Here is an 11,892-nt window from a genome sequence, read left to right as displayed (position 1 = left end):
CACTCGGAACACAGACAGATTGAATAGGAGAAAAGCGCGAACGGGGAGCACTCGTCCCCGTTCGGCGTCAGACAGACAGGCGCAACTCAGCGAATGGTGCCATCCAGAGGCGACGAGGCGCTGGCGTAGAGCTTCTTCGGCATGCGCCCGGCCAGGTAGGCCATGCGCCCGGCAATGATCGCGTGCTTCATGGCTTCGCCCATCAGCACCGGGTTCTGCGCATGGGCGATGGCGCTGTTCATCAGCACCGCCTCGCACCCCAGCTCCATGGCGATGGTGGCGTCGGAGGCCGTGCCCACACCGGCGTCGACCAGCACCGGCACCTTCGCCTCCTCGAGGATGATGCGCAGGTTGTAGGGGTTGCAGATGCCCAGCCCGGTACCGATCAGGCCGGCCAGGGGCATCACCGCGATACAGCCCATGTCCGCCAGCTGGCGGGCGATGATCGGATCGTCGCTGGTATAGACCATCACGTCGAAGCCGTCCCTGACCAGCACCTCGGCGGCCTTGAGGGTCTCGATGACGTTGGGGAACAGGGTCTTCTGGTCGGCCAGCACTTCCAGCTTGACCAGCTTGTGCCCGTCCAGCAGCTCGCGGGCCAGGCGACAGGTGCGCACGGCCTCCTCGGCGTCGTAGCAGCCGGCGGTATTGGGCAGGATGGTGTAGCGATCCGGCGAGATCACGTCGAGCAGGTTGGGCTCGCCCGGGTTCTGGCCGATGTTGGTACGGCGCACCGCCACGGTGACGATCTCGGCCCCCGAGGCCTCGATGGCCGCGCGGGTCTCCTCGAGATCCTTGTACTTACCGGTGCCGACCAGCAGGCGCGACTGGTAGGTACGACCGGCCAGGGTGAAGGGCTTGTCGCTGACAGCATGGCTCATGGGAGTTCCTCTAGGCAGGGAAGATGGACGGGGCGCAGCGCCAGGGCTCAGCCACCACCGATGGCGTGCACCACTTCGAGGCGGTCGCCGTCGGCCAATGGCGTGGCGGCGTACTGGCTGCGCGGCACGATGTCGAGATTGCGCTCGACCGCCACCCGCCGCCCAGCCAGCTCCAGGCGCGCGATCAGATCCGCGACGCTGGCGCCGTCGGGCAGCTCATAGGGTTCACCGTTCAACTGGATATGCATGACGAGGCAATCGCAACGTTGGAAAGGGCCGGCATTCTAGCCCGATCACCGGCGATGACCAAGGCGCAGGCCGGCCATTCGTCCTCGAAAGCATAAAGCAGCCGCAAGCTTCAAGCTTCAAGCTTCAAGCTTCAAGCCAGAAGCAAAGCATAGGCGTTACTCCTGAACCGCTTTTAACTTGAAGCTTGCGGCTTGCGGCTTATGGCTGCCTTTGCCAGGCCGCCAGCCCCAGGCACGCCCAGCCGGCCAGGAAGGCGACACCGCCGAAGGGGGTGACGATGCCCAGCTTGCCGATGCCGCTCAGGGTCAGCAGGTACAGGCTGCCGGAAAACAGCAGGATGCCGACGGCGAAAAAACCGCCGGCCAGGTTGACCAGGCGCCCGGGGGCCTGCAGTGCCAGGATGGCGACACCGAGCAGGGCCAGGGCATGGATCAGCTGGTAATGGGTGCCGGTCTGGAACACCGCCAGGTGCTCGGGCGTGAGCCGGGCCTTCAGGCCGTGGGCGGCGAAGGCGCCCAGCGCGACCCCGCTGAAACCGGCGACTGCCGCTAGCAACAACCATAGACGAACCATCGAATCCTCCACCTATGCGACCTGTACGGGCCTGCAGTTTACTCCCTGGGCACAGCGCACGCGCCTTCACGATTGCCGCACCCGCTGCCGCGTTGCAGCGGCCGCCGCTCTTGCGGCGAAACGGCCCCTTTGCCCACAGCGCCGCCACCGGTCGTATAATGGCCGTCCAACCGTCCCAGCTCCCATGCGCATGTTCCGATCCATCCGCCGCCGCCTGCTCAAGCTGCTGTTCTGGCTCATCGCCGGCTCGTTTCTGCTGGTGCTCGTGTTTCGCTGGATACCGCCACCGGGCACGGCGCTGATGGTCGAGCGCAAGGTCGAGTCCTGGATCGATGGCAAACCCATCGACCTGCAGCGCAGCTGGCGTCCCTGGAGCGAACTGCCCGACGACCTCAAGCTGGCGGTGATCGCCGGCGAAGACCAGAAGTTCGCCCAGCACTGGGGCTTCGACGTGGCCGCGATCAAGGCGGCCCTGTCGCACAACCAGCAGGGTGGCTCGGTGCGCGGCGCCAGCACCCTGAGCCAGCAGGTGGCGAAGAACCTGTTTCTCTGGTCGGGCCGCAGCTGGCTGCGCAAAGGCATCGAGGCCTGGTTCACCGGCCTGATCGAACTGCTCTGGCCGAAGCAGCGCATCCTTGAGGTCTACCTCAACAGCGCGGAATGGGCCGATGGCGTGTTCGGCGCCGAAGCCGCGGCGCAGCACCACTTCAATACCGGCGCGTCCTATCTGTCGGCGCGCCAGGCCAGCCTGCTCGCGGCGGTCTTGCCCAACCCACGCCAGCTCGATGCCGGCCGCCCCAGCGCCTACGTCAACCAGCGCGCCAACTGGATTCGCCAGCAGATGCGCCAGCTCGGCGGTAGCCACTACCTGAACCAGTTGCACGCGACGCGGCCGGCCTGGTTGGCCAAGTAGAACGCCAATCCCGGGTATCGCTGCGCTCAACGCCGGGCTACCACTCTCGTAGCCTGCGGTTGAGCGCAGCGATCCCAGGAAAATACTGCAGATACGCAAACGCCCCGAACAGGTCGGGGCGTTTCGGCTACAGCGGCTGGCGATCAGGCGGCGATGGAGCCCTTGAGCTTGTTCATGGCGTTCTTTTCCAACTGGCGGATACGCTCCGCCGATACGTTGTACTTGGCCGCCAGCTCGTGCAGCGTGGCTTTTTCCTCGGCCAGCCAGCGCTGGTAGAGGATGTCGCGGCTGCGCTCGTCGAGCCCTTCCAGCGCCTCGTGCAGGTTGGCCGTCGAGGTGTCGCTCCAGTCCTCGTCCTCCATCTGCCGGGCCGGATCGTAGCGATGATCCTCCAGGTACTGCGCCGGCGACTGGAAGGCGCTGTCGTCATCGGCATCGGCCGCCGGATCGAAGGCCATGTCATGGCCGGTCAGGCGGCTTTCCATCTCGCGCACTTCGCGCGGCTCGACGCCCAGGCTCTCGGCGACGGCATGCACTTCGTCGTTGTTCAGCCAGGCCAGACGCTTCTTCTGGCTGCGCAGGTTGAAGAACAGCTTGCGCTGCGCCTTGGTCGTGGCGACCTTGACGATGCGCCAGTTGCGCAGGATGAATTCATGGATCTCGGCGCGAATCCAGTGCACGGCGAAGGACACCAGGCGCACGCCCATTTCCGGGTTGAAACGCTTGACCGCCTTCATCAGGCCGACGTTGCCTTCCTGGATCAGGTCGGCCTGGGCCAGGCCGTAGCCGGAATAACTGCGTGCGATGTGCACGACGAAACGCAGGTGGGCCAGCACCATCTGCCGGGCGGCCTCGAGATCCTGCTTGTAGTAGAGATTTCCGGCCAGCTCGCGCTCCTGCTCGGGCGTCAGCAGCGGAATGCTGTTGACCGCATGCACGTACGCTTCCAGGTTTGCGCCTGGAACCAGAGCATGAACAGGTTGCAAGGAAGTGGACATTTGAATCCTCCGACTCAATAAACGTACGCAGTGTAGCACTGCGCAATACGACCAGAAGCACCGACCCCCGGTTCCCTGATCGATAGTCAACATCAACCGAATCAATAACTTGGGGCGGCCAGCGAAAACGCCGCTCAGCGCGGCGCCAGCTCCCTCAGGTGACGGGCCACGGCCAGCCACGCACCGATATACCCCAATAACACCGCTCCCAGCAACAGGGAAAAGCCATCGCTGGCGGGCACACCGGCCAGGGCGAAGTCGCTGCCATACAATCCTGACAGGCGTACCACGGCGTCGTTCAACCAACCTAGACCATAGGCCAACACCATCCAGGCCAGGATTCCGGCACCGAAACCGTACAAGGCGCCCATATAGAGGAAGGGCCGGCGCACGTAGCTGTCGGTGCCGCCGACCAGCTTGATCACCTCGATCTCGGTACGGCGGTTTTCGATATGCAGACGAATGGTGTTGCCGATCACCAGCAACAGGGCCATGACCAGCAGCACGGTCAGGCCGAAGACGAAGCGCTCGCCCAGCTTGAGGATCGCGCTCAGGCGCTCGACCCAGAGCAGATCGAGCTGCGCCTGCTGCACATTGGGCAGCTCCGCCAGGCGCAGGCGCAGGGCTTCCAGGGTGGCCTTGTCGACCTCCCGGGGCGTCACCAGCACCACGCCGGGCAGCGGGTTGTCCGGCAGTTCCTTGAGCGCCTCGCCCAGACCGGACTGCTGCTGGAACTCGTCCAGGGCCTGCTCACGACTGATCCACTCGGCCTCGGCCACGTCGTCCATCGCCGCCACCTGCTCGCGCAGGGCCTGGCCCTGGCTGTCGCTGGCATTGATGTTCAGGAACAGCGAGATCTGCGCCGCGCGCTGCCAGGAACCGCCAAGTCGCTCGACATTGCCCAGCAGCAGCGACAGGCCCATGGGCAGGCTCAGGGCCACGGCCATCACCAGGCAGGTGAAGAAGCTGCCGATCGGCTGCTTGCCCAGGCGCCGCAGGCTGTCGACCAGGCTGGCGCGGTGGCTTTCCAGCCAGGCGTGCAGCTGGGTACGGAAATCCGGCTCGTTGTCCGGGCCCCGCTGCTCGGTATTCTTCGGCGCGGCGCCGACCCGCTGGGCCGGTTGCGGTGGCGGCATGCGGGTGGCGCTCATACGGCGGCCTCCCCGTCACCGATCAGGCGACCGCGCTGCAGGGTCAGCATGCGGTGGCGCATGCGCGCGATCAGCGCCAGGTCGTGGCTGGCGATCAGCACACTGGTGCCGAGCCGGTTGATGTCTTCGAATACGCCCATGATCTCCGCTGCCAGACGTGGGTCGAGGTTACCCGTGGGTTCGTCGGCCAACAGCAGGGCCGGACGGTGGACGATGGCGCGGGCGATGCCGACACGCTGCTGCTGGCCGGTGGACAGGTCGCCGGGGAACAGCTCGGCCTTGTCGCTCAGCGACACCCGCTCCAGCGCCGCGCCGACGCGCTTGCCGATCTCGCCCTTGGCCAGACCGAGGATCTGCAGCGGCAGCGCCACGTTGTCGAACACGCTGCGGTCGAACAACAGCTGGTGATTCTGAAACACCACGCCGATCTGCCGGCGCAGGAAGGGGATCTGCGCATTGGTGATCTGCGCCAGATCCTGGCCGGCCAGCAGCAGCTTGCCCGAGGTCGGCCGTTCCATGGCCAGCAGCAGGCGCAGCAGCGTGCTCTTGCCGGCCCCGGAATGACCGGTGACGAAGAGAAACTCGCCGCGGCGCACGCGGAAGCTCAGCTCATGCAGCCCGACATGACCGTTGGGGTAACGCTTGCCGACCTGCTCGAATCGAATCATTACTGCTCCCGCTGCTGGAAAAGCGCCTGTACGAAGGGCTCGGCCTCGAAGGTGCGCAGATCGTCGATGCCTTCGCCGACACCGATGTAGCGGATCGGCAGGGCGAACTGCTTGGCCAGGGCGAAGATCACCCCGCCCTTGGCCGTGCCATCCAGCTTGGTCAGGGCCAGGCCGGTCAAGTTCACTGTCTGGTTGAATTGCTTGGCCTGGTTGATGGCGTTCTGCCCGGTGCCGGCGTCGAGCACCAGCAGCACTTCGTGAGGCGCGCTGTCGTCGAGCTTGCCGATCACCCGGCGCACCTTCTTCAGCTCTTCCATCAGGTTGTCCTTGGTGTGCAGACGCCCGGCGGTGTCGGCGATCAGCACGTCCATGCCGCGGGCCTTGGCCGCCTGCACGGCGTCGAAGATCACCGAGGCGGAATCGGCGCCGGTGTGCTGGGCGATCACCGCGATCTTGTTGCGCTCGCCCCAGACCTGCAATTGCTCCACCGCCGCGGCGCGGAAGGTGTCGCCGGCGGCGAGCATGACCTTCTTGCCCTCGCCCTGCAGCCTCGATGCCAGTTTGCCGATGGTGGTGGTCTTGCCGGCGCCGTTCACGCCGACCACCAGGATCACGTAGGGCCGCTTGGCGCTATCGATGACCAGCGGCTGCTCGACCGGGCGCAGCAGGGCGGCGAGTTCTTCCTGCAGGGCCTTGTACAGGGCGCCGCTGTCGGTCAGCTGCTTGCGCGCGACCCTCTGCGTCAGGCTCTGGACGATCGCCGTGGTGGCCTCGACGCCGACGTCGGCGGTGAGCAGGCGGGTCTCGATCTCGTCGAGCAGCTCGTCGTCGATGGCCTTTCTGCCGAGGAACAGGCTGGCCATGCCTTCGCCGAGGCTGGCGCTGGTCTTCGACAGGCCCTGGCGCAGGCGGGCGAACCAGCCGCCCTGGTTGTCCGCGGGCTTGTTCTGCTCGACCACCGGCGCAGGCGCCTCCAGCGGTTGCGCGACCAGCGCGGCCGGGGTCGACGGCAGGCCATGGTGCACATCGCTGCCCGCCTCGAGCTCGGCATGGCCGTCGAGTGCCGCTGCCGGCTGCTCGGCCACGGGCACATCCAGTGCCTGGGGCCCGTGCAGCGACGCTGGCGGCTCGACGTCGGCGGCCACCGGCTCGGCTGCAGGCGCGCTGGCCCCGGGCTGCGGCTCGGGCGCAACCCCGGCGGTGATCTCAGGCTCGGCCGGCGGCGCCAGCGGCTCGGCAAGCGGCGGCTCGGGGTCGCGAACCGGTTCGGCCGGTTTCTTGCGCAGCCAGCCGAACAGGCCGCGCTTCTCGGTGGGCTCGGCGTTCTGCCCCGCTGCGGGCTCGCTGCCCGGGGCCGGGGTCTTGCTGTCGTCTTTTGAACCAAACATGGAGGACGGCTATCTCAGAGGGGCGCACGCCTTGGCAGGCCTGAGCCGGCTCATGGGCTGGCTGAGGATGACCGAAAGCGGCAGGCTCGAATGCGTATTCGCACCCGGCCTGTGCACAGACGTGGTCGCCGGTAAAACGGATGCGTATCCTAGCACCTCCGCGCTCGCCACGGCCAAACCCGAGCGGGCCGCCGGGCGGCTCGCGGAGCCGGCGCCCTATTGGCCCGCCGGCGACGCCGCCACGCACCACAGCGGTGATCGCGCCGCACCCGCCACGCCCCGCGTGGCCCAACGAGGAGAAAGGTTTGTCCATTCCACTTGTCCGTCATGTCGCCGGCCTGCTGCTGGGCCTGTGCTGCCTGCCGCTGGCGGCACAGGCCGCCGCGCCGCAAGCCACCCACGAATTCAGCCTGGACAACGGCCTCAAGGTCATCGTCCGCGAAGACCACCGCGCGCCGGTGGTGGTGTCCCAGCTCTGGTACAAGGTCGGTTCGAGTTACGAAACGGCGGGCCAGACCGGCCTCTCCCACGCCCTGGAACACATGATGTTCAAGGGCAGCCGCAAGCTCGGCCCCGGTGAAGCCTCGCGGGTGCTGCGCGACCTCGGCGCCGAGGAGAACGCCTTCACCAGCGACGACTACACCGCCTACTACCAGGTGCTGGCCCGCGACCGCCTGGGCGTGGCCTTCGAACTGGAAGCCGACCGCCTGGCCAGCCTGCGGCTGCCGGCCGAGGAGTTCAAGCGCGAGATCGAGGTGATCAAGGAAGAACGCCGCCTGCGCACCGACGACAAGCCCTCGAGCCAGGCCTACGAACGCTTCAAGGCCATGGCCTACCCGGCCAGTGGCTACAGCATCCCGACCATCGGCTGGATGGCCGACCTGGAGCGCATGACGGTCGACGAGCTGCGTCACTGGTACCAGACCTGGTACGTGCCCAACAACGCCACCCTGGTGGTGGTCGGCGACGTGCAGCCGGACGAGGTCAAGGCCCTGGCCCAGCGCTACTTCGGCGCCATTCCCAGGCGCGATATCCCCGCCGCCAAGATCCCCCTGGAACTGCCGGCGCCGGGCGAACGCCGCATCACCCTGCACCTGAAGACCCAATTGCCGAGCCTGTTGCTGGGCTTCAACGTGCCCGGTCTGGCCACCGCCAAGACGCCGCGCGACGTCCACGCCCTGCGCCTGATCGCCGCGCTGCTCGACGGCGGCTACAGCGCCCGCCTGGCCACCCGCCTGGAGCGTGGCGAGGAATTGGTCTCCGGCGCCGGCGCCTGGTACAACGGCTACACCCGCGGCGACAGCCTGTTCGTGATTTCCGCCACCCCCAACGTGCAGACCGGCAAGACCCTGGAGCAGACCGAGGCCGGCCTCTGGCGCGAACTCGAAGACCTGCAGAAGACCCCGCCCTCGGCGCAGGAACTGGCCCGCGTCCGCGCCCAGGTGATCGCCGGGCTGGTCTACGAGCGCGACTCGATCACCAGCCAGGCCACCGCCATCGGCCAGTTGGAAACGGTCGGCCTGTCGTGGCAACTGATCGACCAGGAACTGGCCGAGCTGGAGGCCGTGACCCCGGCCGATATCCAGAGCGCCGCGAAAACCTATTTCACCCGCGATCGCCTCAGCGTCGCCCATGTCCTGCCCGAGGAGAAACGCGATGAGTAAGCGCAATGGCCCGCGCTACGCCCTGTTGGGGCTGTTCCTGGTCGCCCTGCTGGCGACCCTGGCCGTTACCCTGCAGCGCACGCCCGAGACCGCCGCTCCAGCTGCAGCGAGCCGCGACGACGACAAGCCGCACCAACTCGAATCCCTGGCCGAGCTGAACGACCAGGCCCCCAGCCGGCGCAAGCTCGATATCCAGACCTGGCAGACCGCCGACGGCGCCAAGGTGCTGTTCGTCGAAGCCCGTGAGCTGCCGATGTTCGACCTGCGCCTGACCTTCGCCGCTGGCAGCAGCCACGACGACGGCGTGCCGGGCCTGGCCATGCTGACCAACGCCATGCTCAACGAAGGCGTACCGGGCAAGGACGTCGGCGCCATCGCCGGCGGCTTCGAAAGCCTCGGCGCCGAGTTCGGCAACGGCGCCTACCGCGACATGGCGGTGGCCAGCCTGCGCAGCCTGAGCGACGTGCAGCAGCGCGAGCCGGCCCTCGAACTGTTCGAGCAGGTGCTCGGCCAGCCGACCTTCCCGGCCGACTCCCTGGCCCGCATCAAGAACCAGGTACTGGCCGGCTTCGAGTTCCAGAAGCAGAACCCCGGCAAGCTGGCCAGCCTCGCGCTGTTCGAGCGCCTGTACGGCGAGCATCCCTATGCCCACCCCAGCGACGGCACCCCGGCGTCCATCCCCGGCATCAGCCGCGAGCAGCTGCAGGCCTTCCATGCCAGGGCCTATGCCGCCGGCAATGCGGTGATCGCCCTGGTCGGCGACCTGTCCCGCGAAGAAGCCGAGGCCCTGGCCAGCCAGGTCTCGGCGGCGCTGCCCAAAGGCCCGGCGCTGCCGCGTACCGCCGAGCCGCAGGTGCCGCCGGCCAGCACCACGCACATCGACTTCCCGTCGAACCAGACCCACCTGATGATCGCCCAACTGGGCATCGACCGCCGCGACCCGGACTACGCCGCCCTGTACCTGGGCAACCAGGTCTTCGGCGGCGGTGGTTTCGGCACCCGCCTGATGAGCGAAGTGCGCGAGAAGCGCGGCCTGACCTACGGCGTCTACTCCGGCTTCAGCGCCATGCAGGCCCGCGGGCCGTTCATGATCAACCTGCAGACCCGCGCCGAGCTCAGCGACGGCACCCTGCAACTGGTCAAGGATCTGCTGCGCGACTACCTGGCCAGCGGCCCGAGCGAACAGGAACTGAACGACGCCAAGCGCGAGATGGCCGGCAGCTTCCCGTTGTCCACCGCGAGCAATGCGTCCATCGTCGGCCAGCTCGGTTCCATCGGCTTCTACGACCTGCCGCTGACCTACCTGGAAGACTTCATGGCCCAGATCCAGGCGCTCAGCGTCGAACAGGTGAAGAGCGCCATGGCCAAGCACCTCGACCCCGAGGCGCTGGTGATCGTCACGGCCGGGCCGAAGGTCGAGCAGAAAGAGCTGCCGCCGCCCACTGACAAACCAGTCGAATTGCCGACTGGCGTACCGGAGCACTGATGGCCAGACGCCCGTCATCCGCCAAGCCCGCAGCCGCCCATGGCGGCGACGGGCAGTTGCGCATCATCGCCGGACAGTGGCGCAGCCGGCAGTTCGCCTTCCCCATGGCCCCCGGCCTGCGGCCCACGCCGAACCGGGTCAGGGAAACGCTGTTCAACTGGCTGGCGCCGTACGTCGAAGGCGCCCGGGTGCTCGACCCCTTCGCCGGCAGTGGCGCGCTGTTCCTCGAAGCCTTGTCGCGGGGCGCCGGCAGCGCCCTGGCGCTGGACCTCAACCCGGCCGCGGTGAGCAGCCTGCGCGGCCATCTGGCCACCCTGCGCTGCGACGATGGCCAGGTGCTGCAGGCCGACGCCCTGGCCTACCTGCAGCAGAGCGCCGCCACGCCGTTCGACCTGGTGTTCCTCGACCCACCCTTCAGCCAGAACCTGCTGCTGCCGGCCTGTGAACTGCTCGAGCAGCGCGGCTGGCTGGCGGCGGATGCCTGGGTCTACAGCGAAAGCGAACAGCCGCCCTCGAGCCTGGGCCTGCCCGGCAACTGGCGCCTGCACCGCGAACAGAAGGCCGGCCAGGTGCATTACGCGCTATGGCAACGCCGCTTAGCTTTGTAGGAGCGTCGACCTCGGCGCGATGCGATGGCGGCCATCATGCAAAGCGCTGCATGGCCACCAATCGCCGCGGGGGCGCGGCTCCTACGGGACGGGGCAAGCCTGTCGCCTGGGTTAGCCGCCAATGTAAACAGGGTTCCACGGCCCTCACCCTCCCCGGATTACGCTTCGCTAATCCAGGCTACGAACATGGTGCGGCATGAGCACGAATTTCAAACCCGCCTGGTGGCTCCCCGGCCCCCATCTGCAGACGCTGTGGGGCTCGCTGTGCCGGCGTGCAGCGCTTCTCGAGCGCCAGCGCGAGCGTCTGTGGCTGGAGGACGGCGACTTCCTCGATCTGGACTGGTATGGCCCCCACGACGCGCGAACGCCGCTGGTACTGGTGCTGCACGGTCTGACCGGCTCTTCCAGCTCGCATTACGTACTCGGCCTGCAGCAGCGGCTCGCCGCCCAGGGCTGGGCCAGCGTGGCGATCAACTGGCGCGGCTGTTCAGGCGAACCCAACCTGCTGCCGCGCGGCTATCACTCCGGCGCCAGCGAGGACCTAGCCGAAACCGTGCGCCACCTGCGCGCGCAACGGCCCATGGCGCCGCTGTATGCGGTGGGCTACTCGCTGGGCGGCAACGTGCTGCTCAAGTACCTCGGCGAAAGCGGCGCCCGGAGCCAATTGCAGGGCGCCGCCGCGGTGTCGGTGCCGTTTCGCCTCGACCAGTGCGCCGACCGCATCGGCATCGGCTTCTCGCGGGTCTATCAGGCCCACTTCATGCGCGCCATGGTCGCCTATGTGAAGGACAAGCAGCGCCTGTTCGCCCACCAGGGCCAGGCCGACCGCCTGTCGATCCTGGAGAAGCTCGGCCCGCTGGACGGCCTGCGCACCTTCTGGGATTTCGATGGCCGCATCACCGCACCGCTGCATGGGTTCAGCGACGCCGAGGATTACTACCGGCGCTCGTCCAGCCGCTATTACCTGGATCGCATCCGCACGCCGACACTGCTGATCCAGTCCCGCGACGATCCGTTCGTCTACCCGCACAGCCTGCCCGAGGCCGCTGAACTGGCCGCCTGCATCGACTTCGAGCTGCACGCCCAGGGCGGCCATGTCGGCTTCATCGACGGCACGCCGCGCCAGCCCGGCTACTACCTGGAGCGGCGCATTCCCGAATGGCTGCTGCAGCGCAAGACGAGCCAAGGCGCCAGCCGGCCATGATCCGCTTCACCGATTTTCAGCGTGGGTACGGCCGCGAGCGCTGCCATCGCGGCTGAAGCGTACCCCCACGACCGTGGGAGGGGCTTTAGCCGCGACGTTCCACAGCGGC

The 11,892-nt window shown here is 67.5% G+C and carries 12 protein-coding genes; 5 read left to right on the top strand and 7 right to left on the bottom strand.

Annotated elements, in window-relative coordinates; translation table 11 throughout:
- Positions 1 to 86: 86 nt before the first annotated feature.
- The 3 genes from DNK34_RS18030 to DNK34_RS18020 all read right to left on the bottom strand — a co-directional run bounded on the left by DNK34_RS18030 (position 87) and on the right by DNK34_RS18020 (position 1,703).
- Positions 87 to 881 carry a thiazole synthase gene (locus DNK34_RS18030; protein WP_131176408.1) on the bottom strand — a complete coding sequence of 265 codons (795 nt, stop codon included), beginning with the start codon at positions 879 to 881 and terminating at the stop codon, positions 87 to 89.
- A gap of 47 nt (positions 882 to 928) precedes the next feature.
- Positions 929 to 1,129, bottom strand: a complete 201-nt coding sequence (gene thiS / locus DNK34_RS18025) for a sulfur carrier protein ThiS (RefSeq protein ID WP_131176409.1) — start codon at positions 1,127 to 1,129, stop codon at positions 929 to 931.
- 199 nt (positions 1,130 to 1,328) lie between these two features.
- The gene (locus DNK34_RS18020; protein ID WP_131176410.1) at positions 1,329 to 1,703 is read right to left on the bottom strand and encodes a DUF423 domain-containing protein; all 375 of its coding nucleotides are present in this window, start codon (positions 1,701 to 1,703) and stop codon (positions 1,329 to 1,331) included.
- A gap of 190 nt (positions 1,704 to 1,893) precedes the next feature.
- Between DNK34_RS18020 and mtgA the strand changes: the two genes are divergently transcribed.
- Positions 1,894 to 2,616: a monofunctional biosynthetic peptidoglycan transglycosylase gene (gene mtgA / locus DNK34_RS18015; RefSeq protein WP_131176411.1), complete on the top strand. Its 723-nt coding sequence runs from the start codon at positions 1,894 to 1,896 to the stop codon at positions 2,614 to 2,616.
- A 143-nt stretch (positions 2,617 to 2,759) separates the two neighbouring features.
- Here mtgA and rpoH read toward each other — a convergent pair whose 3' ends face one another.
- The 4 genes from rpoH to ftsY form a co-directional block, all read right to left on the bottom strand.
- Complete coding sequence (rpoH, locus tag DNK34_RS18010; protein WP_131176412.1) at positions 2,760 to 3,614, bottom strand: RNA polymerase sigma factor RpoH; 855 nt, start codon at positions 3,612 to 3,614, stop codon at positions 2,760 to 2,762.
- Positions 3,615 to 3,748: 134 nt separating this feature from the next.
- A complete protein-coding gene (gene ftsX / locus DNK34_RS18005) occupies positions 3,749 to 4,765 on the bottom strand; it encodes a permease-like cell division protein FtsX (protein WP_131176413.1) in 1,017 nt (338 codons plus the stop codon).
- Positions 4,762 to 5,433: a cell division ATP-binding protein FtsE gene (ftsE, locus tag DNK34_RS18000; RefSeq protein ID WP_131176414.1), complete on the bottom strand. Its 672-nt coding sequence runs from the start codon at positions 5,431 to 5,433 to the stop codon at positions 4,762 to 4,764. Before ftsE ends, ftsX begins: the two co-directional genes overlap by 4 nt.
- Positions 5,433 to 6,821: a signal recognition particle-docking protein FtsY gene (gene ftsY / locus DNK34_RS17995; protein ID WP_131176415.1), complete on the bottom strand. Its 1,389-nt coding sequence runs from the start codon at positions 6,819 to 6,821 to the stop codon at positions 5,433 to 5,435. Before ftsY ends, ftsE begins: the two co-directional genes overlap by 1 nt.
- 305 nt (positions 6,822 to 7,126) lie before the next feature.
- On the opposite strand from ftsY, the gene DNK34_RS17990 reads away from it, so the two are divergent.
- From DNK34_RS17990 to DNK34_RS17975, 4 genes are all read left to right on the top strand, one after another.
- Positions 7,127 to 8,485: a M16 family metallopeptidase gene (locus tag DNK34_RS17990; RefSeq protein WP_131176416.1), complete on the top strand. Its 1,359-nt coding sequence runs from the start codon at positions 7,127 to 7,129 to the stop codon at positions 8,483 to 8,485.
- Complete coding sequence (locus tag DNK34_RS17985) at positions 8,478 to 9,971, top strand: M16 family metallopeptidase (protein ID WP_131176417.1); 1,494 nt, start codon at positions 8,478 to 8,480, stop codon at positions 9,969 to 9,971. Before DNK34_RS17990 ends, DNK34_RS17985 begins: the two co-directional genes overlap by 8 nt.
- Entirely contained in the window at positions 9,971 to 10,579 is a 609-nt protein-coding gene (gene rsmD / locus DNK34_RS17980; protein WP_131176418.1) for a 16S rRNA (guanine(966)-N(2))-methyltransferase RsmD, read from the top strand. Before DNK34_RS17985 ends, rsmD begins: the two co-directional genes overlap by 1 nt.
- A gap of 196 nt (positions 10,580 to 10,775) precedes the next feature.
- Positions 10,776 to 11,783 (top strand): hydrolase, encoded by a 1,008-nt coding sequence (locus DNK34_RS17975; protein WP_131176419.1) that lies wholly within the window; start codon positions 10,776 to 10,778, stop codon positions 11,781 to 11,783.
- Positions 11,784 to 11,892: the final 109 nt, after the last annotated feature.

The organism is Phytopseudomonas dryadis, from assembly GCF_004327355.1.
GTDB lineage: Bacteria > Pseudomonadota > Gammaproteobacteria > Pseudomonadales > Pseudomonadaceae > Aquipseudomonas > Aquipseudomonas dryadis.
This window is presented reverse-complemented; position numbering and strand designations above follow the sequence as displayed.